General features: G+C 61.4%; 20 protein-coding genes. 5 read left to right on the forward strand and 15 right to left on the reverse strand.

The window, feature by feature from the left end:
• Nucleotides 1-73: 73 nt before the first annotated feature.
• The 11 genes from FIU94_RS17690 to FIU94_RS17740 form a co-directional block, all read right to left on the reverse strand.
• Nucleotides 74-985 carry a DUF2493 domain-containing protein gene (locus FIU94_RS17690; protein WP_152467172.1) on the reverse strand — a complete coding sequence of 304 codons (912 nt, stop codon included), beginning with the start codon at nt 983-985 and terminating at the stop codon, nt 74-76.
• 298 nt (nt 986-1,283) lie between these two features.
• Nucleotides 1,284-2,330 (reverse strand): toprim domain-containing protein, encoded by a 1,047-nt coding sequence (locus FIU94_RS17695; protein ID WP_152467173.1) that lies wholly within the window; start codon nt 2,328-2,330, stop codon nt 1,284-1,286.
• Complete coding sequence (locus tag FIU94_RS17700; protein ID WP_152467174.1) at nt 2,327-6,724, reverse strand: strawberry notch-like NTP hydrolase domain-containing protein; 4,398 nt, start codon at nt 6,722-6,724, stop codon at nt 2,327-2,329. The genes FIU94_RS17695 and FIU94_RS17700 overlap by 4 nt, the downstream gene beginning before the upstream one ends.
• A 126-nt stretch (nt 6,725-6,850) precedes the next feature.
• On the reverse strand, nt 6,851-7,150 hold the full coding sequence (locus FIU94_RS17705) for a type II toxin-antitoxin system RelE/ParE family toxin (protein ID WP_152467175.1): 300 nt from the start codon (nt 7,148-7,150) through the stop codon (nt 6,851-6,853).
• Nucleotides 7,143-7,394, reverse strand: coding sequence for a type II toxin-antitoxin system ParD family antitoxin (locus FIU94_RS17710; RefSeq protein WP_093037612.1), 252 nt, complete (start codon nt 7,392-7,394; stop codon nt 7,143-7,145). The genes FIU94_RS17705 and FIU94_RS17710 overlap by 8 nt, the downstream gene beginning before the upstream one ends.
• Nucleotides 7,395-7,444: 50 nt before the next feature.
• Nucleotides 7,445-8,089 carry a hypothetical protein gene (locus FIU94_RS17715; RefSeq protein ID WP_152467176.1) on the reverse strand — a complete coding sequence of 215 codons (645 nt, stop codon included), beginning with the start codon at nt 8,087-8,089 and terminating at the stop codon, nt 7,445-7,447.
• A gap of 106 nt (nt 8,090-8,195) precedes the next feature.
• Nucleotides 8,196-8,672, reverse strand: a complete 477-nt coding sequence (locus FIU94_RS17720; protein WP_027246193.1) for a hypothetical protein — start codon at nt 8,670-8,672, stop codon at nt 8,196-8,198.
• 1 nt (nt 8,673) lies between these two features.
• A complete protein-coding gene (locus FIU94_RS17725; protein ID WP_027246194.1) occupies nt 8,674-9,057 on the reverse strand; it encodes a DUF6878 family protein in 384 nt (127 codons plus the stop codon).
• Between the two features lie 103 nt (nt 9,058-9,160).
• Nucleotides 9,161-9,433, reverse strand: a complete 273-nt coding sequence (locus FIU94_RS17730) for a hypothetical protein (protein ID WP_152467177.1) — start codon at nt 9,431-9,433, stop codon at nt 9,161-9,163.
• A gap of 117 nt (nt 9,434-9,550) precedes the next feature.
• Entirely contained in the window at nt 9,551-9,931 is a 381-nt protein-coding gene (locus tag FIU94_RS17735; protein WP_071974427.1) for a DUF3768 domain-containing protein, read from the reverse strand.
• Between the two features lie 126 nt (nt 9,932-10,057).
• Nucleotides 10,058-12,229, reverse strand: coding sequence for a ParB/RepB/Spo0J family partition protein (locus tag FIU94_RS17740; RefSeq protein ID WP_152467178.1), 2,172 nt, complete (start codon nt 12,227-12,229; stop codon nt 10,058-10,060).
• A gap of 299 nt (nt 12,230-12,528) precedes the next feature.
• Between FIU94_RS17740 and FIU94_RS17745 the strand changes: the two genes are divergently transcribed.
• The 4 genes from FIU94_RS17745 to FIU94_RS17760 all read left to right on the forward strand — a co-directional run bounded on the left by FIU94_RS17745 (nt 12,529) and on the right by FIU94_RS17760 (nt 17,018).
• The gene (locus FIU94_RS17745; protein WP_152467179.1) at nt 12,529-13,596 is read left to right on the forward strand and encodes a hypothetical protein; all 1,068 of its coding nucleotides are present in this window, start codon (nt 12,529-12,531) and stop codon (nt 13,594-13,596) included.
• A 245-nt stretch (nt 13,597-13,841) separates the two neighbouring features.
• Nucleotides 13,842-15,476 (forward strand): Mu transposase C-terminal domain-containing protein, encoded by a 1,635-nt coding sequence (locus FIU94_RS17750; protein ID WP_152467153.1) that lies wholly within the window; start codon nt 13,842-13,844, stop codon nt 15,474-15,476.
• An 85-nt stretch (nt 15,477-15,561) separates the two neighbouring features.
• Nucleotides 15,562-16,359, forward strand: a complete 798-nt coding sequence (locus FIU94_RS17755; protein WP_254702679.1) for a TniB family NTP-binding protein — start codon at nt 15,562-15,564, stop codon at nt 16,357-16,359.
• The gene (locus tag FIU94_RS17760; RefSeq protein WP_254702667.1) at nt 16,296-17,018 is read left to right on the forward strand and encodes a TniQ family protein; all 723 of its coding nucleotides are present in this window, start codon (nt 16,296-16,298) and stop codon (nt 17,016-17,018) included. The genes FIU94_RS17755 and FIU94_RS17760 overlap by 64 nt, the downstream gene beginning before the upstream one ends.
• A 124-nt stretch (nt 17,019-17,142) precedes the next feature.
• Here the strand turns inward: FIU94_RS17760 and FIU94_RS17765 are convergent, their stop codons facing one another.
• Both FIU94_RS17765 and FIU94_RS17770 read right to left on the reverse strand, forming a co-directional pair.
• On the reverse strand, nt 17,143-17,577 hold the full coding sequence (locus FIU94_RS17765; protein ID WP_254702672.1) for a hypothetical protein: 435 nt from the start codon (nt 17,575-17,577) through the stop codon (nt 17,143-17,145).
• Between the two features lie 44 nt (nt 17,578-17,621).
• A complete protein-coding gene (locus FIU94_RS17770) occupies nt 17,622-18,803 on the reverse strand; it encodes a Fic family protein (protein ID WP_152467152.1) in 1,182 nt (393 codons plus the stop codon).
• Nucleotides 18,804-20,041: 1,238 nt separating this feature from the next.
• Between FIU94_RS17770 and FIU94_RS17780 the strand changes: the two genes are divergently transcribed.
• Nucleotides 20,042-20,380: a DUF736 family protein gene (locus FIU94_RS17780; RefSeq protein WP_065331505.1), complete on the forward strand. Its 339-nt coding sequence runs from the start codon at nt 20,042-20,044 to the stop codon at nt 20,378-20,380.
• A gap of 568 nt (nt 20,381-20,948) precedes the next feature.
• On the opposite strand, the gene FIU94_RS17785 is transcribed toward FIU94_RS17780, so the two are convergent.
• Both FIU94_RS17785 and FIU94_RS17790 read right to left on the reverse strand, forming a co-directional pair.
• Complete coding sequence (locus tag FIU94_RS17785) at nt 20,949-21,596, reverse strand: glutathione S-transferase family protein (RefSeq protein ID WP_051372683.1); 648 nt, start codon at nt 21,594-21,596, stop codon at nt 20,949-20,951.
• Nucleotides 21,596-22,468, reverse strand: a complete 873-nt coding sequence (locus FIU94_RS17790; RefSeq protein WP_254702673.1) for an NAD(P)H-binding protein — start codon at nt 22,466-22,468, stop codon at nt 21,596-21,598. The genes FIU94_RS17785 and FIU94_RS17790 overlap by 1 nt, the downstream gene beginning before the upstream one ends.
• Between the last annotated feature and the right edge of the window lie 42 nt (nt 22,469-22,510).

A 22,510-nucleotide genomic window follows, 5' to 3' on the forward strand; every position in this document is an offset into this window, starting at 1 on the left:
GAACTGGCACCTCTGTAAACTCTTAGAGCGAACCGCACAGGCGCCCTGACTGATGTCATGGTAGAACCGGGGCCTAAGCCCCGATCCTCTTGATGCGAATCCCGAGCTTGCGGGCCTTGTCGACAATGTTCTCGGTGATGCCCGAACCGGGGGTGGCGATCAGGCCCTGGGGCATGGTCTCGAGCATCTTGTCATTGCGCTTGAAGGGGGCAGCCTTGCCGTGGCTCTTCCAGTCGGGCTTGAAGACCACCTGGGTGACACCACGGGTATCTGCCCAGCGGGCCGCGATCATCTCGGCACCTTTGGGCGTGCCGCCGTGCAGCAGCACCATGTCGGGGTATTTGGCGTGCGTAGCGTCGAGGACGGACCAGATCAGATCGTAGGCGTGATAGTCCCCGCCCGAGAAAGCGATCCGCGTACCTTCGGGGCAGTGCACTTCGGTCTCCTTGCGGCGCTTGGCCGAGAGATAGGCCCGGCTGTCCACCACGGCGGAGGTGAGACCGCGATGCGAGACCTTGGATCCGGTGCGGGGTAGCCAGGGCGAACCGGTGGCGGCCGAGAAGTGATCCACGGCCAGATCGCGCATCTGCTCGAAGGCGTCGCGATGGTCCCAGAGCTTGAGCCCGATCATCTGGAGGCGCTCGAGTTCGACTGAGGCGACCTCGGAGCCGTCCTGGATCGCCAGACTTTCCCGGACCTCAAATTCGTTGTCGTCGAGAAGCTTCTGGATATGGGTGAGCCGGCGATGGAAGATCGAAGTGAGGGACCAGAGCATCTCTTCGAGATTGTCTTCCAACTGGCTGCCGGTGAGGAGGCCGATGGTGGTGTCAAAGAGCGTCGCCATGGCGAGCTCGACCTCGTCGGGCTGGGGTAGGGGGCGATGATCGGTCTCGCCGGGCCCGGGCGTTGCGCCGTGAAGCGCCAGGTGGTCGAGGATGGCGGAGGTCACGCCGGTCTCCTCTTGGATGTCTGTCTGATGGGGCATTTTCTGGTTCCTCTGTTTGATCTGACCCGATTTGGATGGGGCGATACCAGGACCGGCGGCGATCGGGCCGCATCCGTCAGGATCGGAGCACAGCGGAGAATGCGCCGCGGGCCGGAAAATTGGTCCCGCGAGGAATGAGCCGAAGGCTCAGGGGAATTTTCTGGTTCGGGGCGCATTGCTGCCCGGGCGAGGGGCACTCAGCCCCGACCCGCCGGTCCATCGCTCCCCTTGTCCAAACGGGATCAGATCGAACCGGCGTACCCTTTGCCCTGTCGGACATCACAAGGGAGGTTGGCGGTTACCCGTCCTCGATCTCCAGACCATGTGCTTTCATGGCCTTGAGCACGGAGCGGCGCAGCGCATCCTTGCCGAATGCCCGCAGATCGTCGTTGAAATCGCCCATGCGCGGCACGAGGTCACCACAGGTAATTCCAAGCGATTCCAGTTGGTTACGCAATCTCATTGATGCATTGTGACCAGCTTCGTCGTTGTCCCGTGCGATCCATATACGCTTGACGCCCGGCGGCGGAATGAAGAGGCCGAGATGGGTGGCGGTAAGACAGGAGGCGAGATCGAACTCCCGAAGAGCTGTTCCGACCGAGAGGGTGTTTTCGAGCCCTTCGCCGACGATGAGATCGGAGCGAGGTGAGCCGGACCAGAAGCGGATGGCATGGCCGTGCAACTGTCCGAGGATCCGTTTCGGGCTCTCGATCGCACCCAAACCACCGGTGGACGGGTCCAGATAGGTGCGCGCGCAGCCGGTGACCTGTCCCCGATTGTCGGTGATCTTGGCCAGCAGGGCAGGGGCCCTTTGCGGCGGATCGGGATCGTCCTCACCCTGCCACAGGAAGACCCGCGGGTGATAACGCAGGGCCGGGCCGAGCCGTGTGATCCCGCGCCCCTGCAGATAGGTGGCGGCCACGGTGCCGAGAACCGGCTTGCCAGCGGCGAAAAGTCTCCGCGCCCGCGCGATGCGTTTGCTGGAGGCAGAATCCGAGCGCTCAGCCCTTTGGGTTTCACGAGGTACGGTAGGGCAGGGGGCCTCGCCGAGGAAAGACCGGGCCTCCCTCAGCGTCTCTTTGAGCGTGACCGAACCAAGCCGTTCGTGCAGCAGGTCGATCAGATCGCCATATTGCCCCGTCGCGTAATCGGTCCAGGACCCGGCTTTGCGCCCACCCTGCGCTTGCAACCGAATAGCGAGGCTCTGGCCCTTCGCGCCCGAGGTATCGCCAACCTGCCAATAATTGCCCTGCTTGCGCCCCTCGGGGAAATACTGGCGGCAGAAACTCTCGGCACGGTCTGCCAGATCGACCGAGAGGTCTGCTATACTGCGGCGCGCGCTCATGCGGCAGCATCCGCGCCGCTGGCGCCAACCGGATGTTCGGCGAGTACTCGCGCCAGAACCTCGGTGCCGTCCACCGGGATGAAGACCCGCGTCTTCCACTGGATCACCTCGGTGAAACAGCCCATCGCTTTCAGTGCGGGTAAGGCCGAACCCGTCGCGCCGATCAGTTCAAGTCTTGGCTGGCCCATGACAATAGAGCGGCGCAGTTGGTAACCGCCGAGCAGGTTCAGGGTCGTCCTCGCTTCCATCACCGCAGCAAAGACCTCCTGCGGCGCCATCTCGATCTGACAATCGAGCCCAAGCCGCGCGTAGACGTTCAGGAGTTGCTCCTGGCTGACGAGACGGCCGATGGCGCGCTCCCCATCCTCGGTCTGCAGGCGATAGATGCGCATGTTGTCGGCGGGCAGCCGGTCCCAGATCGGCAAGAGGAGCCCGCAGATAAGCGTGATCTTCGAGGTGGTGAACTCCGGCACCGCATCGACCTCGGCCTGCCAGAGCTGTTCGAACATCGCATCATCGACCTCTTCCCAGTGTGATTTCGAAAAATCGGTGGCGGCGAGGATTTCGGTCGTCATGGGACGCAGCAGTTTCACCCGCAGGATCGGCGCACCGTCCTCATCCATGAAGGCCGGTGCCTTGACCATCAAGGCCGCGCGCTTGGAGGTCTTGTTCCAGCACAGCGTCGCGCCTTCTGTATTGACACAGATGGTCTTGACCCGGGGCAGGGTGAGCGGATCGTTGCGATCCGTACGCTCCACGGTCAGGGCGGTGGCCGTCGCCCCCGTCGCCTCATGCTCGAAGATGACCTTTCGATCGACGATCTCGAACTTCTCGGCGCGCAGGGTCTCGAGGCCGACATCGAGCGTGCCCGCCTGGCGTGCATCCTCGATGATGGCCGAAAGAAACCCGCCGAAGGCCTCGAAGATCGCATCCTGCATGTCGATCCTGAGCGCAAGACAGCGGTTCAGAAACTGCTGGATCGGCGGCAGGTTTTCTTTCATCGTGCCATCCGCCTCATCGAGCGTCAGCCCGGTCATCTCCTGAAACTTCGCGTAGGAGCAGGCCTCGATCTTGCCCGCGCGCAGCTTGTAGAAGAACTGCCGCAGCGCTGCGCGTGCGTAGGGGCTCTCGAGGTTATCTTCGGCGCGGAACATGTTCTGACCGCCCGTCTCGCGTTGTCCTTTTGTAATCGCCCCGAGAGTGTCGAGGCGGCGCGCGATGGTGGAGAGAAACCTCTTCTCGCCTTTCACATTGGTTGCGACGGGGCGGAAGAGTGGCGGCTGCGCCTGATTGGTCCGATTGGTGCGCCCCAGCCCCTGGATCGCATTGTCGGCCTTCCAACCAGGCTCCAGCAAGTAGTGCACACGGAGGCGCTGGTTCTTGGCCCCAAGATCGGCGTGGTAGCTGCGCCCGGTGCCACCCGCATCGGAAAAGATCAGGATGCGCTTGGCATCATCCATAAAGGCTTGTGTCTCGCCGAGGTTGGAGGAGGCGGGACGGTTCTCGACCTTGAGCCGTCCCTCGCGCGTCTTCGCGATGCGCCGCTTGCGCCCTGTGACCTCAGCCACAGCCTCGCCCCCGAAATGCCAGAGGATCTGGTCGAGCGCGCCCTGCACAGGGGCGAGGGCCCCAAGATGCTCGATCAGATCATCCCGTCGCCGCTCCGCCTCACGGCAGATAATCGGATTGCCGTCGCCATCTAAGGCTGGACGCGAGCGCAGATCACCATTCTCGTCGGTGTAGGGCTCGAAGAGCTGCGTCGGGAAGCAGTGCATCAGGTAATCCATGATGTTCTCGCGCGGCGTAAAATCGACCTGCAGATCGTCCCAGTCCGAGGGCGGGATGTCTTCGAGGCGACGCTCCATCACCGCTTCGCTGGTCGACACCACCTGGATCACCGCTGCATGACCCGCCGCCAGATCTGCCTCGATCGAACGGATCAGAGAGGGGCACTTCATGGCGGTGATGAGATGGTTGAAGAAGCGCTGCTTGTTGCTCTCGAAGGCCGAGCGCGCGGCGGATTTCGCCTGGGCGTTCAAAGTGCCGGTCTCAGACGAAATACCCGAGGCCTGAAGGGCGGCCTCAAGGTTATTGTGAATGATCTGATAGGCGTCGGCGTAGCTGTCGTAGATGGCGACCTGGGCGGGCGTCAGGTCATGCACCAGCATCTCGTACTCGATCCCGGCATAGGAAAGCGAGCGGGCCAGATAGAGCCCGAGCGCCTTCAGGTCGCGCGAGATCATCTCCATGGCGGCAATACCCCCGGCCTCCATCGCGGCGACGAATTCTGCCCGCGTTGCGAAGGGGAAATCCCCCGTACCCCAGAGACCAAGTCGGGAGGCATAGGCGAGATTGCCGACGACCGTAGCCCCGGTGGCCGAGACGTAAAGCACACGCGCATCTGGCACCGCGTTTTGCAGTGCGAGGCCAGCGAGGCCCTGCTGCGAGGCCTTTTTGTCGCCGCGGTCAGACGTTTCGCCGGCGACATTCGCCATGGCGTGGCTTTCGTCGAAAGCGATGACCCCGTCGAACGCGTTCCCGAGCCAGGACGTCACCTGATCGAGGCGGGAGGCTTTGCCCTCGCGTTCTGCCGAGCGTAGCGTCGCATAGGTGACGAAAAGGATGCCTTCGGGAAGCCTGATGTCGCTCCCCTGGCGGAACTTCGAGAGCGGCACGATATCGCTTTCGCGCCCCCCGAGCGCCATCCAGTCGCGCCGCGCATCCTCGATGAGCTTGTCACTCTTCGAGACCCAGACCGCGCGGCGGCGGCCCTGCAGCCAGTTGTCAAGGATGATGCCCGCGACCTGCCGCCCCTTGCCGCAGCCGGTACCATCGCCGAGGAACCAGCCTTTGCGCAGGCGAAAGGCACTTTCGTCACCCTCGGCCGCTGCCATCAACTGACCTTCGATCTCGCCGCGCTTGAACCAGCCCTTCAGGTGCGTCTCGTGGGCATCCCCTGCGTAGATGACGCTTTCGAGCTGCGGCGCAGAAAGGAGGCCGTCCGCGACGAGGCTCGCCGGCAGGAGCGGGCGATAGATCGGCACGGGCGGCGGCACCGATGCCATGGCGGCGGACTGCACGAGAGCAGTCGGATGCTCCACCGCACCATCGATCCGGATCGCCTGAAGGTCATAGGCCTCGTAGACCGTGTCCTGCAAAGCACCGTCAGGCTCGCTCCAGGCTTTCGGCAGGTAGTCGAGCGGGGCGGTTTCGACGTCATCGAAGGGATGCCTCGCGCGTTCTTCGGCGAGGGCGCGGGTTTCCTGGCGCGCGGCGTTGCGCAGGGCATGCAGGTTGGTGCGGGTCGGGCGAGGTGGCACCGAAAGAGCCGCGCCAGTGGGGCAGGGCAGGGGGTTGCGGCGCGCGGGACAATGGGTGAGCACTGCGGAGAGAAGATCACTCGTGGTCGCGCAGATCGGATGATAGGCGGCGTCAATATCAGCCGGTGCGGTCTCTTCAGCACCAGCCACGCGCTTGTCGATCACCGTCAGCCTAGTGTCGATCGTTGTGCCATGCCGAGCGAAGACCTTGCCGTCGATGGCTGCGGAAAACACAACGTCAGCGCTCTGCCCGATCCGCTGAAACGTCGACTGGAAACTCTTCGTGGAGGGGCGAAAACTCTCGCCAGTGATGACGACGAGACGCCCGCCGGGCACGAGACGCGCCAGGGCGGAGAGAACATGCTGGCTGGTGGCCTGCCGGAACTTGCCCTCGACATGGTTGGCCGCAGAAAACGGCGGGTTCATCACAATAACCAAGGGCGTGATTGACCGATCCAAACGGTCGTCGATCGAGGCGGCATCGTGTTCCGAGACTGCAGCGTCGGAGAATAGCTGCTCCAGCAACGCGCGGCGCGTCTCCGCGAGCTCGTTCAGCGCCAGGCGAGCGCCTGCGATCCGGGCGAAGATCGCCAGCATGCCGGTGCCCGCCGACGGCTCGAGCATCAGGTCGTCGTCCCGAAACCCCGCCGCATGCGAGACGATGGCCGCCAGGGGAAGAGGGGTCGAGAATTGTTGCAGCCGGACACTGTCTTCGGAGCGCCGCGTGTGCGACGGGGCCAGACAAGCCAGCCGTTCGATCATGGTGAGAAAGGCTTGCGGCGAGGGTGCCTGCCGCTGCATCAGCGCGCCGTAGCGTGCGAGCATCAGGATCTGGGCCGCCTCGGCGGCCTCATAGGCGTCCTTCCAGACCCAGGCACCACTCGTGTCGCTTGCGCCGAAAGCATCCTCCATCGCGGCGCGCAGGGCAGCGGCGTCGATGGACCTGCCTGCCTCTAACAAGGGGACGAGGGTTCTTGCAGCCTGGATCAGGTTTTGGGCGAAGCGCGAGGCTTCCGGGCGGGCAGGGGCCCCGGCCTCGGGCGCAAGAGGGACGGAATGGGGGTGAGCGTTCATCGGCAATCTCCGGGGTTTAGGGTTGGTCCCGAGCCCCGCGTGCACTCTCTCACCCGGGAGGGGTCACCCCTCCCGCCCTGTCTTTCGCTCTTTCATGGCAAAGCCCCGGTACGCAATTGCCCTGTGTCAGGTCGGCCGCAGATGGCGCGGCACGTCCATGGATTGATGCAGCACCCGGATCACGAATATCCTGTCCGGGTCCAGCTCGTAGAACACGAGGTGCCGGCCCGTGATTAGTTTACGCGCACCCTGCAAGAGATCGGAACAGTCAGACCCCATTTGCGGGTTGGCGATGAGACCCTTGAGGGCGCGATCGATATCATCGAGATAGCGGTCCGCCTGCGCCTCGCCCCACTGCCCATGTGTCTCGACCCAGATATCGACGAGGTCGGATTTTGCCGCCTGGGAGTGATGAATCCTACGCATCAGGAGCGCCGGAACGGCTCCGCGCCTCGCGCTTGATCTCATCCATGTCAAGCGGACCGGCGTCACCGGATTGTTTGCCCTCCATCAGCGCAACGCGAAGCCGCGCCCGCTGACCTTCCTGCTCCTCCATCAGGCGCAGAGAGGCGCGGATCAACTCGCTGGTTGACCCGTAACGCCCCTCTTTAAGCATCAGGGCGATGAATTCGTCCCAATGGGGGCCAAGTGTGACGCTTGTGCTTGCCATGCTCACCTCCGTAATACTCATAAATAGCATATCTGGGTATTTCGGACGGTTCAGCTCGGGGATGAGCTCGCGCCCTGTCCGGCGGCGCCGGGTACGTGTGCCTCTCGCAAGATCAGACGATTTACAACCGCCCTCGCCTCGGACAGGCTGCCCGTCTCATAGTCGCCGACGAACCCCCAGCAAGCGTCGACCTCCTCGCCGTCCCGCTCGATGACATAGCCATAAACCCGACCGCCGAGATAGGCGTCGTAGCTGACGATTTCTGCACGCAGGATGTCTTCAGCCTTTTCGCGCAGCGCCTTGGTGACGCGGTTCACGCCGAACTCCGTCCGGACCGCCTCGAGCGTCACATAGACGTAACCGACCTGACCGGAATCCCACGGGCAATGGAACCCGATCGTGTTCATTGCGAGGCCGGAATGGTCGTAGAGAAACACGGGCAGCAGGACGGACTTGCGTTCGGCGCGGTCCCGCAGCTGGTCCATCGAAAGGTCGCTCTGCGCTGAGATGCCCGAGAGATCGCGCAAGAACGCCTCGGGGCTGTCGAAGGAGTGGCTGTCACCCAGGCGGTATCGGCGGTGCCAACAAATCAGCGTGCCGAGGTTGGACCACTCCCGCGGGCTCTCAGCGTCGGGGTCGTGGTAGATCTTGATGGTGTGGCCGCGGTGGGCCTCCTCATAGACAGGGTCGTGCATATCGATGTCCTTTCTTGAAACGAAATCGACCCGCCCGGCCGGTAGTGGCTCGAGCGGGTCGATCAGAGTGCTTTCCGAGGGGCGTTGGCGTCATTGCCCCCATGGATCAGGCGGCGGCGCGGTTCTCGCGATGCTGGACGTGCTCGACCGAGACCTTCAGCAGCCAATCCTCGAAGCCGAGAATGGTCTGGTGATTGGAGACCGCCGCGACCCAAGCCGCGCGCGGATCGCTGCCGATCTGCGTCGGATCATTGTCGATCCGGCCATTGGCCATCCACGGTTCCGGCTGAATGCGCCCGAGCCAGTCCGCCAGCGACGGGATGCGCCCCTGGCAATCCTCGCGCACATGCTGCTCGCCGATCCAGCGGATCGGGACGACCCGGCCCGCGCTGTTGATCAGGCTGTGGCCGAAAATTCGTTGAGCATCATAGACCCCGGCCGTATGATGACGATAGGCTCTGTGAACGAAGAGGGCCAGGTGCTCTTTGGATGCATCGAACCAATCATGCACATGTTGGTAATCATCCGGAACACCGCCAAACTTACGGGCCGAGCTTTCGGCGTGATGGAGAGGATGGGCCATGTCAGAGCCCCTCGTGTTCGGTGGTGTTGGTCTCGACATAGCGGTTCGAGTGGCTGACATCGATCTTATCGACCTCGAGCACCCAGGTCAGTTCGCCATAGCCGCCTTCGTTGTTCTCGAAGCCGGGGCTTAGTGCGTAGGCAAAATCCCAGCCGAAGTCTTCGACCCGGCGTCGCAACTCCTCCGTCAGGGTGATCGCATCAGGCGTCACCACGACATCCTCAACGTTGCCGGAATCTCCGTAGCCTTCGTATTGCACCTCGATGCTGGTCACGCCGAGGGCGCGCAGCTCGGAGAGAAGCGCCGCACGGGTCTCGGCCCGCTGCTCGGCAGCACGTCTCTGGGATTCGAGCTTCTGCGCGTAGAAATCAGTCGCTTGTGTCATGTCTTTGGTCCTTTGGAATTGAAGGAAGGGGAGGGCGCCCGCTCAGCCAGGCCGCCCGGGAGTTTCCTTTGGGGGGGCTTCAGGCCGCAGCGTCACCGCGGTTTTAAGCCGTCCGGTCAACCAGGTTGAAATAGAGGTTCTCAGTCGCGCGCTTGAACCCCGGAGGTTTGCGCGGGGCGAGACAACGCACTGAAGCGCTACAGCTTTCGCCGTGCTCCATTGCGAACTGCGTCACCTTGTCGATCAGGTCATCCATGCCAGCGGCCTGGATGCGCTTTTCGGGGTAGCTCCCCAGCATTTGGAACTGGGTGACGACAAATGCGCCATCGCGATGCGCGGGATAGAGGGAGATCTGATACTCGAGTGTCTTGGCCATGTCTGGTCTCCTGCGGCGGGCGGGACGCGGGTATCGCGCCCCTTCAAAACCCGGCAGCGCGAAAGGACCGCCCTTTGTGCAAAGGCGGTCCGGGGCGGTGTTGAAGGAGCGGGGTCGTCAGTATTCCGACGGCAGAAGCAAGGTCAGCACGCGACGCGTCTGCGCGGGATCAGAGGGCTCGGGCGAGCCGTACGTGTAGTCGACGTCATACAGGTCGAGTTTGAACCAGACGGTTGTACCATCGAGGTCGATGACGCCCATCTCGTGCCATCCCTGCGGATCACTGTCGGCATTGAACCCGTCGAAGGCGGCGACACGTCGGGTCAATTCCAGTTGCGCATTGATCCCAAGCGCCGCGACGCCGCGTGTCATCACGAACTGGCCCTGCGGGGCATCGGCGACCGGGGTAGTGCCGAGGATAGAGCGGCGAAACGCGTCATTCTGGGTGGCGATGCGTGCGGCTTCCTGGACGGGGTCGAGGTCGAGTGTAGTGGTCATGGGATATCTCCGGGACGGGCCAGCCGATCCGATATCGGCTGTAGGCAACCCGCCAGCCGGAAAGGGCCGCCCTCGATGTGAGGACGGCCCAGAGCTCATGTGGCAATCAGATCGGTGTTTGCTTCGTCAGGCCGCATCCCCGCTGAGGAAAGCTGGCAAGGACGATGGTTCATCACTCTCCGCCTCGGCCAGCGCGTCTGCGGCGGGCACGTCACCTTCCTCGGCCTCTGGCGCATCGCCAGTCCTTCTGGCGTCGGCCTCCGTCGCACCGACAAACACCATCCCGTCAGGCAACCAGCGCGTCGTCTTTGCGACCGTGGCGGCGTCAAAACCTTCCGTCTCGCCAGCGGTTTCCGCAAAAGCCCGCTCCATGGCCGCAGCGAGATCGCCCTTGCGCTCGCGATTGCGATCTTCAGCGTAGTCGTCGCCGATCAGCTTACGGGCCGTCGCCACCGCATGGCTCTTGTTGACCCGACCCCAGTAATTCTGCGCAGTCGGGCGCCAGCAGGCCGCCACATCGACGTCAAGCCGCGCGCCGATCTCCTCGATGATCGCGGAAGGGCGATTGTCGGAGGAGAGCTGCGGCTTAACCGCCAGACCCGTCGCCCAGGCGAAAAGCGCCTGCTTGTCGGCAATGGGCAGCGCCGACATGGCCTGGAAGTCCTCGGGTTTCTCCAGCTTCATCCAGTCCGTGGCGAGGTCCTGTTTCAGCGCCTCGAGCATCTTCTGGGCGACGGTGTCCGTGTGCAGCACCTCGCGGTTTTGCGCCTGGAAAGGACGGACCGAGATGTCGAGCGCCTCGTTATTGTAGGACCGCCCCAGAGCCTGTTCGCAGAGCGCATAGAGCATCGCGTCGAACGCTACCTCGAAATCCGCCGCCAGATGCGCCCGCAGGATGTGCTGACGGGTTGCCCGCAGATCGTCGGCGAGGCTTGCTGAAATCCCGTCCGCCTTGCGCAGCGTGGCGGCAGGGTCGGAGTTCGGCACCGGCGTCGAGGAGGTTGGCGGCGTCACCTGCGGACGGGCAGGGGAGGGGGCGCCATCCGCATCTGCGGTGGTCTCGCCGGGCTCGGGCGCGGCTGGAATATCCTCGGGCCGCACCAGACCCTTCTCGACGCGCAACGCCCCGTCATGACCGATGGTCAGAACCACGCCAGCGATAGCACGATCTTCGTCCGCGTAAGGTTGCCGTTCGCGCTGCAGGGCTTCGATCTCGCGCAGGCGCGGCTCGATGGCGTAGTACTCTTCGGTTTCAGCGTCGGTCCAGTCCTCGCCGTCATTCTGCGCCGCCAGTTCTTCCTCGCGCGCAATCAGACGCTCTTCCTCGGCGAGCAGGTCCGGATCGGGGTCGATATCCTGTGGATAGACCCGCCCGAAACTGCGAAACGCGCCGTAGTCCACCGAGAGATGCACTTCGACCCATTTCCACGCCGCCTCGAAGGGTTTGGCCGCAGCCTGCAGTTTCTCAATGGCGAGGCGCTCGAGGAGTTCGGGGTTTTCCATATGGGCACTCGCACGGTCGTCGAAGAGATCGCGTAGCAGAATACCGCCCGCCACCTCATAGGCCTCGATGCCAACAAAGCGCCCGAGGGCCGAGTTCGCCGAATGCGCCGTCTCGGTCAGCTGGCGTTTGATGCTCTGTGGATGGATGTGATAGCCGCCCTTCACTGCGTTCCAGACCGCAAGCTGGCGATCATGGTCGTCGGTCAACGTGAAGGCCATGACGCATTCGAGGGTCAGATCACCGGCACGGAACTGCTCGATGATTTCCGGCGCGACACGGGCAAGCTTAAGCCGGCGGCGCACCAGGTCGACCGAGACGCCGAACTTCAGGGCGATCTCGTCTTCACTGCGCCCCTCGCCGATCATCGCCTCAAAGGCCTCGAACTGGTCGGCCGGGTGCATCGCCGCGCGCTGGAGGTTTTCCGTGGCGGAGGTGAGGACAGCATTGCGCTCATCTTCGACGAGGCAGGGCACCGGGTGATCAACGGGAATGACGCCGTCCTGTGCGAGCTGCTTCAGCGCCTTGAGGCGGCGGCCGCCAGCATCGACCGCAAAACGTGTCTCAGACAGAGCATGAACCACCAGGTTCTGCTTGATGCCTGTCTCACGAATGCTGGCAAGGAGCTCGGCGTCATCGCTGGCGCTTGCCGCAACCTTGCGCACGTTGAGCGGGCTCGGCTCCAACTGGTCGAGTGAGATCATCCGGACGCCGGCGGCGCCGTCGGGCGTTGCCGGTCCAGTGCCTTCGGTCTTTTTCTTGGTGGCGGGTTTCGATCGGGTCGTGGTCTTGGCCATGATCAGGGTCCTTGTCATGCCGGACCCGGAAGAGCCTCTCTCTATCCTTTCAAGCCCGGCACCCGGGCTTCCCTTTCTCTGGCTCTTTACAAATGCGGATCACGTGAACAATCGACCGTTTGTAAACGAATGCAAGTAAGTGCTCTCTCGTCGTGCTCGTCCAAAAACCCTTGGTTTCCTTGCGCTGAGCGCGATCTGAGAGGTTCCACCGGCAGTCGCGCGCGCATACTATATAAAGAGCAAAGGCAACCGCCACAAAATCACTTGGGTAATGTGCAAAAGAACAGTATTTTGCACATATGAAGCCCCAAGCATCCGCTTTGACAGATAATTTCGATGACCCCCTCATCACCATCGAGGAGGATGAAGAAGCTCACGAAGAGGATCTCTGGTTTCTGCCGGGACCACTCGATGAAGAACCAGATGATTTACCTCCCGGGCCACGGGCAGAACCGCCAGACACTGCTGTCATCGATGACTGGGCAAAGGCAGAAGGCGTTCACGCTGCGCGACTGGCAAAGGTGGCTGGACGCTTAGGAGCTCTGGATGATCGGCTGCTGCGTGGCCCGGAAGGCTGGCGGCATCGCCTCGCTTTGATCGAGGCAGCGAACCTCAGCTGGTTCTCAGGGGATCGGGTGAGTTCTGATCGTCTGGCGCTCTGGATATCGATGCGGCTCTCGGGCGCACAGGATGACCCAAATGCCCTTGCAAGAGTTGGATGGGCTGTTCGGCGCCTGACAGGCGGTCCCGGACCAAAGGCTGATTTGGCCGCCTTCCTGGATCGCCGCGATCCCGAGAACATTGAAGACAGCGCTGAGCGTTTCGAAGATCGCGCGGGCGGATGGTTGGACGTAATGGCCGCCGCTGCCGAACTCCACCCAATCACGCGGGCTTGCATGGGCTTTCATCTCTGGAGCCTGGCGGGCCTCGGACAGCACGGCGACCAGATCGAAGCCGCCGTCACCGCGTCCAGGATCGCGGCCAGCGACGGAAGCGGCGCCATCTTCGCACCGCTAGCTATGGGCGGGGCAGGGGGGCTGCGTGTCTCGGGCTTGCCACCCGAACGCTTGACCCGCTGGTTGGATGGGATGAACAGCGCAATTCTAACGGCGATGCGGCATCTAGACGATGCCGAGACATGGAGTGCTCGGGCGGAAGGAGTCATGTCTCAGCTTTCGGGGCGAACTCCGGCGGCTCTTCGTTCGGCGTTGACAGAATGGCCTTTGGTGTCAGCCCCGATGGCGGAGGCATTAACAGGCGCAAGTCGCGCGGCGGTTCAAAGGAACCTCGCCTGGATGGAAGAGAGAGGCCTGATCCGAGAAGTGACGCAACAAGGACGATTCAGGATGTGGCGGATCAAGGACTAGACCGTTGTGATCAGATCCAGCGACAGGGACCTTCTCGGTTCATTGAGGGAGGAGCGCTTATCGCCAATGCTTACGTTCATCGATGTCGCCAAAGGGTGGTGTCGCGTAGCCCTTAATTGTGAGATGAGAAATCCAACGAAATCAACAGCTGTGCTTTGCCCTTAAATATGAGATTTTGCCTTTAATTCCGATATTTTTGCTCTTAAACCTGAGACAGGGTTCACAGACATTTGCGGCAAATATCGATGGATGATGATGGCGAAGACTACGTTGCCGTTGGTGCTGAAGAAGCGCGCAGGGCCGCGGTGCTGCGTCCCCTTGTTCAGGCCTTTCTCAAAGGGACTGGCAGTCTGGAAAGTGGCATCAATGACGCCGTTTGGGAGCTTGGTGTCAGCAGGGCGACGGTCTGGCGTTGGGTAAAGCGGTTGGCGGAAGAGGGTGGGCGCACCAGCGCTCTGACGCCGCGGAAACGGGGCCGCCCGACCGGGACGATCTTGATATCCAGCAAAGTCGAAGCGGTGATCGAAGAGCACCTTCGCCGTTATTTTTTGCGCCGGGAGCGTTCGAGCCTGTCGCGCGTCGTGACAGAAATCCGCAGCGCGTGCTGGCAACAGGGCCTGCAGCCACCGACGCGGCGGACGGTTCAGCGTCGTCTGGATGCAATGAATGCCCGCAAAGTTGCGAAGGCACGAGAGGGCGCAAAGGCGGCCCGCCAGAAGTTTGCGCCGGTCACGGGTGAAAACAAGGCAAATCATCCTCTGGAAATCGTGCAAATCGACCATACGCCCGCAGACATTATTCTTGTCGACAGTTTTGAGCGCCAAGCAATTGGCCGGCCTTGGGTCACGCTGTCGATCGACATCGCAACGCGGATGGTAACCGGATACTACACTTCTCTTGAGGCTCCTTCGCGTCTGTCTGTGGCGCTTTGCCTGACACAGGCGGTTGCCCCCAAGGCGCAACTTCTGACGGAATTGGCGTGCAATATTCCTTGGCCCGCACAAGGCAAACCGCAGAGTGTCCATGTCGACAATGGCCGCGATTTCCGGTCGCGGGCCTTTCGGTCGGCCTGTGCGGAATGGGGGATCGATCTGGTCTATCGACCGCCGGGAAGTCCTCACTTCGGAGGTCACATCGAACGTTTGATCGGGACGATGATGGGGGCGGTTCACCTCCTGCCGGGCACAACGCAATCCTCGGTCACGACCAAGGGCGACTATGATGCCGAAGGCATGGCCACGATGACGTTGAGCGAATTCGATCGTTGGTTTGCTTTGGAAATCTGCCGTTACAACAACAGCATTCATTCAAGTCTTGGCTGCACGCCCGTTGCCAAATGGGAGGCGCTCTCAGAACAAATGACGGGCGATATCCCATTTGATATCGAAGCCTTTCAGGTGAGTTTCCTGCCGAGCGAACTGCGCAAGATCAGGCGTGACGGCATCCATCTGTTCCAGATACGGTACTGGTCCGATGCCCTTGCAGGCCACATCGGGCGCGGGGATGGAAAGGTGGTCGTTCGCTACGATCCTCGTGATATCTCAATGATCTGGGTCGAACTGGACGATGGCCGATTTGTTGAGGCGCGGTACAGAAATCTGGAAATTCCGCCCGTGCCACTCTGGGAATATCGCGAAGCCATGAGGAGGGCTCGGGCCCTTGGCAAGTCCGGGTCCAATGAGCTGGTTCTGGCTGAGCTGATCCGCCAGCAACGCCAGATCGAGACTGAAAGCCGGGGCCTGACGAAGGCCGAACGCCGATCCCGTGAAAGAAAAGGGACATTGGAGAGCGCCAACTCGGCCGTCTCGTCAACCGAAGGGCTGCGCGCGATCGATACGGGTGATACATCGCGCCCATTGTTCAAGGTGGAGAGATGGTGAATTGAGGGCAGGGACAACTGAAGAAGACGGCCGGATCGCCCTCATTCAATCGGATATCTGGATCGGCTTTCCACGGGCGGAACAGGTGTTGGACCGCTTGCAGGGCATGATCGAAGCGCCACGACAAACCCGTATGCCTGGGCTTCTTGTGCATGGCGCCTCCGGGATTGGAAAGACGATGATTGCCCGAAACCTGTCGCGCAAGTACGCACCAGAATACGATCCGGCATCAGGCATCACCCGCACACCGCTTCTGCTGTTGCAAGCGCCGCCCGCACCTGATGAACGGCGGTTTTACCTGCATATCCTGGCCGCCGTTGGCGCCCCGGCGACGGCACTGAGCGCCCGCGCTCAAAATGTGGCTTCCCTCGAAGTCCGTGTCATCGCGCTACTGCGTGACCTTGGCCTGCGGATGATCATGATCGACGAGGTTCACAACCTTTTGGCCGGGACCCACCGCGAACAGCGACGCTTTCTCAATGTTCTGCGGTATCTCAGCAATGAACTCGAAGTGTCGCTGGTCTGCCTCGGGGTCAGCGAGGCTGTCGATGCCATCCGTGGTGATATCCAACTTGCCAGGCGGCTGGACGAACATCACCTGCCAAACTGGCGCGATGATGCCGAGTTCTCGGATATGATCCAGACACTCATCGCGGCAATGCCCCTCAACAAAAAATCCAATCTGAAGGTCAAGTCGCTCAAGCAGATACTTGCACTGACCGGTGGGGTGACCTCGCGCATTTTCGCCCTAGTCAAGGATCTTTCCATCGAGGCCATTGTCACCGGTGAGGAATGCATCACCGATGACGCAATCGCAAAATGGACGCCGGTTTGGTCGCGCCATGCGAACGCCCATCGGCGGCTCGAGAAGACCGGCGTGTGACGCTGCGACCGCTGCCAAAGACTGTCGCACCGCTTCCAGACGAGTTGTTGTCAGGTTGGTTGTCTCGGTTGGCTGCGGCCAACTACTGTAATGACGCGGAACTGCTGGCTCATATCGAAATCGATACCACGCATGGCACCGCCTTGGACTTCAGCATCGACGCGGCTGCGGCAGAGAAGATTGCCAATGCCGCACGGGTCGCCCCAGATGTCGTGCGATCTTTGACCTTTCCGGCAATGACGCCACGAGAAGCATCGCTGACGGCCCAGATGCCATTCCAGCATTGTCTGCAATGCTCCCGAGAGGGCCTTTCGCTCAGGCATTGGAGGCGGGCCTGGGCATTCGACTGTCGGGTTTGCGGGACGAGACTTGTGCAGACCCTCGGCAAAGCCGGTGACGAACCAATATCCGACAAACTGATATACCGAGCGCGCCGCGGGGCAGGGATGCTTGAATGCGCCGCGCGATCGCAAGGCCCCAGGCAACTTCGGCGCGCAATGCGCGCAGTCACCTTTGCCATGTCACTCAAAACCTTCCACGGGGAGCCCTTGTTCGCTCTTCAGAGCCACAGACCGGAAGTGAGGCTGTTGTGCCTTGCCGCAATCGCCGCCGCGCGATCTCATCCTTGGCTAAGGCAGCCATCGTCAGCTCCGCCATAGACGACTTTGCCAAGGTTGCTCTCTTGCGCGCCTTCGAGAAGGAGCATCGATTGCTAGCCGCGGTCGATCACATCGCGCAAAGGCACGCGAGAAGCAAAGGCCCCATGACAGCCGAATCTCGCAATTAAAGGCAAAACTCAATGCCGAAAGCGTCTCGTCTCAGATTTAAGGGAAACGCGACATCGGCCTTGCGAATATGAGGCATCCGGGTGAGCGAAGCGGCAGGCTGCTGGTGCGCGGCGATCCACGATATCGCCTGGAACAGCCAGCCATCACGGTGCCAAGGATCGTCACCCTCCGCCAACGTCAGTTGTTTGATCGCTGCAGTCGCCTGCTCGGCATTGGCAGCAGGTCCCGGCACCCCCGCACCGCTCAGGATCTTGGCGACGTGGCGATATTGGCCGAGAACTATACGTGCAACCTGTTCGGCGAGTGCGTCCTCATCATCGATGGACCACGCCCAGCCGTGGCAGAGTTCGCCATGATCTATTGGAACGAGTTTGAGAGTCATGGGCACGCCGAGCCATTGCCCGAACTTGTAGGGGAGCAACCCAGCCACGATTGACATTCATGGTCGAATGGCAATTGTCATCGCACCTTTCTCTAGGCAGTGGTGGGTAGCGGATCGGTACCCTCGCTGAGGATGGTCAGATAGGCGCGATAGCTGAAAACACGCCCCCGCTTCCTCCCAGTAATCTCCTCAAGAATTCCGAAGCGTTGGAGGTCGGCGAGGGCCGCGTTCACCGTCGGAGCCGACAGACCGGTGTACTCGACCAGTTGGTTCGCGGTCAGGAAGGGGTGCTGCTGGAACAGTTCATGGATACGCAGTGACGAACCGGCGCGATCGCTTTGCGCTGAAATGCGCTCGCGATCCTCCTTAAACAGGTCAACAATCCGCGTGGCGGCATCAAATGCCTGGTTTGCCGTATCCGCCACGCCAGCGAGGAAGAAGTCAAGCCAAGCCTCCCACTGACCATGCTCACGAACCTCCTGGAGCAGGCGATAGTAATCAGCGCGATGCGTCTTAAGAAACAAGCTCAGATAGAGGAGAGGCTTTTGCAGCACCCCATTGACGCAGAGGTACAATGTTACCAGCAACCTGCCGATGCGGCCATTGCCGTCGAGAAAAGGGTGGATGGTTTCAAACTGGACGTGCAGCAGTCCTGCCTTGATGAGAGCAGGAAGGCGGGACTGGTCGTCGTGCATGAAGCGTTCAAACGCGCCGAGGCAATTGTCCAGTTCCGTGACGGGGGGTGGAACGTACAGCGCATTACCGGGACGTGTCCCTCCGATCCAGTTCTGGGAGCGCCTAAACTCCCCGGGGTCCTTGGTGCCGCCACGTCCGCTTTGCAGCAAACGCGCATGCATCTCGCGGATTAGCCTCAGGGACAGTGGCAAGTCTTCGAGGCGCTCCAACCCGTACATCATGGCATCGACGTAGTTCGAGACCTCGCGGATGTCATCGATTGGCTGGCCCGCCTGTGCTTCGGTCTCGAAACGCAGCAGGTCTGTCAGCGTCGATTGCGTTCCTTCGATCTGTGAGGAAAGTACGGCCTCCTTGCGGACATACATATAGAGGAACAGTTCCTGGCGCGGCAGAAGCATCGTGATGCCATCCAGCCGCCCTAAGGCGCGCTCCGCGAGGCTGAGTCGGTCGAGAAGCCCCAGTACGTCGATTGTTGGGACTGGAGGCAGGGGAGGTGGTACGAAGGCGCGGACCGTCTCTCCTGCAACGGGGGTTTCGACAAAGCGGCCAAGGCGTTGGTTGGGGTCTGAATCGGTCATAGCTCACTATGATGCCCCTCTTTTATTTAAGCAATACGGGCTTCGCTTAAATAGTGGGTAGGCTAAGATAAGCGGGTTTAATTAACGTGGTGAGAGTAGGTCAGTGGCAATATGAGCGGGTTCATGGCAGCTTCCTACTGCTCTCGGTTGCAGGAATCCTTCCCGATGCCTGTGCGGAATAGCCTCTTCCAGAGAACACCATCGATCACGAGTCGCCAATCGAGACCTTTCGGCTCATTGGCCCGCATTACGGGCGTCCTACGCGATATGGCAGCTACGCGCACGACAACTCGGATGGCTGAAGAAGGCCAAAGGTCGTATCTGTTACATTCCGAGTCGGGGTTAGTTTCATCAAATCGGCGAACGGAATTCGTGGGTGCTTGTTGTCCATAAATCATCCTGCCCTTTGGTCAGGACCGCGCCCTACTCGGTCGGCTGCATGCAGCCGCCCTCCCCGAGCTGAAACGCTGCCTCTCCCTGCGACGTACCGCTGGCCGTGCCGTCTCCTCCGGAGCCAGCCCGACCAGCCGTCGCATGGTCGTGGCAACGCTTCATCTCGGCCATTCGGTAACGGTCGCTGGGGCGGGGCGGGTCGCTTCAATAGTCTCGTTTTTCCCGTGTCAGCCGGTGTTAGTCCTCGCTTTGCCGGACATGCTGTTCTGCCATCATTGACCGCAAAGGAGTTTCGACAACCGCCGGATCGCTCTGGCCAAAGCTGGCAGAGGGTCGGTGTTGGACGCGATGTAAAAAATCGCAAACTATTGGGATGCCGAAGAGGGTTGGTCCGAAATCGGGATGACCCGCGCCCGGTGCAGATGCCACGGCGGTCTGCTTGAAATCGCTCAGCCAGATGGCACCTCACTCGACCAACTTACCACGGGCAAGCGGTCGCGCCACGTTAGGCAAGGCTCGGCAAAGCGCGAACCCGTCCGGCTGCGGCTCGGGGTGAGAGGGCAGAAAGGACACCGCCCCCGGCAGTTTCATCGGCTGTTCACCTGGGTGTCCTTCGCGGCCACCGCACTTCTCCCGATGTGTTGCTCTGCATGACATGCTGGTCGCAGCTGTCGTCCCGTCCACAAAGGTTGTCGCCGATCTTTTTCCCCTGACCCTACGGGTCATTCCTCGCGCGCCAAAAAGACCGGCGCCTGCCCCTCTCCGCTACGCTTCGCCTTCGGTGTGGCCGGGCCTTGGCCAGCTGCAAGGTGACCATCATTGCAATGCAAACAAGGAGAAGAGCAATGACCACGAACTGCATTAAATTCACCAGCACCGACATCGAAACCGCCAAGGGCGTCGGCTCCATCTCGACCCTGACCTTCGACCTCGACATCACGGTCGAACCCGTCGCGAGCACGAACCCGATGGCCCCCACGCACCGCGTCCTCGGCCGCTCCCCGCGCGGCAAGCTGGTCGAGTGCGGCGGCATCTGGAAGAAGCAGAACAAGGAGACCGGCGCCGACTACTACACGCTGACCATCCGCGACCACGGCTTCAACGCCAACCTCGGCAAGGCCGCAAACCAGGACGATCTGTCCCTGCAGGCTGTCATCCCTTGGGGCCCCAAAGACGCCGCCTAAGCCAACGGCCAGACCGCTCCGGCGGTCTGGTTTTTTCTTGTTCCTGGGAACGACAGCGGTTTGAGTGAACGAACGAAATATGAAGCCCCGAAGCAGCCTATTGCGGGCAACATTGCGAGCTTCATAAGTCCTACACCACCCTTGCTCAGGGCAGCATGACCCCGCGGTTCTGAACGGTCACATACATCAGCGTCCAAGAATTAAGGGAACAGTGACACCCGCATAGCTGTCCTGCACGGTTACACTGTGCTCGGCATCCCGCTCGCGGAGGCCGTGAGATCAGTCTTTGTCTTGGACGAACGGCACGTGCTCAATTGGCGCGACGGATGCTGAGTTATCGGACCTGATGAATACACTCCGCGCGAAAACTCTAAAGATCGGGATGAGACACAGCATCTACATCCCAAAACCGCCGCATTGCTTCCGGAGGAACTCTTGTCAGGTTGGTTGTCGCGGCTGTCTGCGGCTAATTTCTGTCATGCGACGCTTCCTGCTCATGTCTAAATCTGATAGCGCGCCGATCGCCGGACGTGATGCAGATCGTTCAATCATCGCGGCGAGCGCGATGTCAGGCGAAGAGCGCAAGAAGCGGTGCTACGGCCTTCTGCCAGCTGTCACGCGCTTCAAGCCGGCCGATCCAGCCCGCGATTCTGGGGAATTCGTCCAGCGAAATCCCCGCTTGGTCGCGATACATGAATGTGGTCGCCAGATAGAAGTCGGCAAGGCTGAGTGCGCCTGCAATCCAATCCTTATCGTCGAGTCCGGTTTCCAGAACGGCAAGGAACTGATCGGTGGCTTTCCGTTCCGCTTCGACCACAGTAGGATCAGGATCGCCCATGCCGAATTTCTCTTTGAGGAACAGCTCAAAGGACAACTTCTGCATCGCCGGGCCTAGGTGGATGGCTTGCCACCAGGCCCACTGATCGACGAGGGCCCGCGTCTTGAGGCCATCAGGATAGAGCCCTGCCTCGGGCCGGATCCCGGCCAGATAGGCACAGATCGCCCGGGACTCCCAGAGCACGAAATTCCCGTCCTCCAAAACAGGCACCTTTGCATTTGAATTGCGGGCAAGAAATTCCGCCGCGCGGTTGTCCCCGGCACGGATGTCGACCTCGACGATTTCGAGTTCCACGCCCAGTTCGTGCGCCACCGCCCGTACACGCAGCGCATTCGGTGAGAAGTTCGCGTTGTAAAGCCTCATGACATTTTCCAGCATTATTGTTCCTGCGGCGCCTGAAGAAGCGCCGCGCGGTTAGCGGCCAGGAAATCGGCCACCGACTGTCCGGGCTTGCCGGTGAGCGATTCGAGATCGCCGCTGGCCACATCGAGATAGCCCTGCGCGATTGCTTCGTCGAAGGAGGCAAAGACCCTCGCCATGAACTCCGGCAGTCCATTTGCGATCATCGCCTGCACCAGATCCTCGGCGGGCAGGGCGACATAGGGGATTTCCTTACCCGCAATTTCGGACAAGATCGCCGCGACCTCGGCCTGGCTGACCGTCTCCGGCCCGGTGATATCGAGGGTCTCCCTTCCCGTAGCTTTCATTAGCGCCGCGGCTGCGGCACGGGCGCAATCCGCGCGTGTCACATATCCGGTCTTGCCATCTGCTGCGGCGGAGAAATGCGTGCCCATGGCGACGCTCTGCTGGCCGCCCATCAACAGAAAGTCGGTGTACATATTGTTGCGCAGGATCGTATGATCCGCCCCACTTTCCGTGATCAGCTTCTCGGTCCCTTCGTGGTCTTGAGCGAATCCGATTGGACTTTCCGCGACTGGGCCTGCGAAGGAGGTATAGACGATGTGGTCGATACCTACCGTCTTGGCCGCAGCAATCGCATTGGAATGAGCTGCGAGCCGCTTGCCCGGCTCCAGATCGTCGGTGGAGATGATGAGGAGACGCTTGCCGCCCGCGAAGGCTGCTTCAAGAGAAGCCGGGTCGTTGAAATCGCCCTCGCGCGCCTCGACTCTTTTTCCCGCCAGATCGGCAAGCTTGTCGGGAGTGCGCGAGATCGCGATGACCGGCCCGGCACCTGCCTGAACCAGCAGGTCGACCACCTGCCGGCCAAGTTGTCCGGACGCGCCGGTCACGATGAAGGGGCCGTTCTGGATGTTGGACATGGTATCTCTCTT

Origin of the sequence: Sulfitobacter sp. THAF37 (assembly GCF_009363555.1) — a bacterium.
In the GTDB taxonomy this organism is placed as follows: domain Bacteria; phylum Pseudomonadota; class Alphaproteobacteria; order Rhodobacterales; family Rhodobacteraceae; genus Sulfitobacter.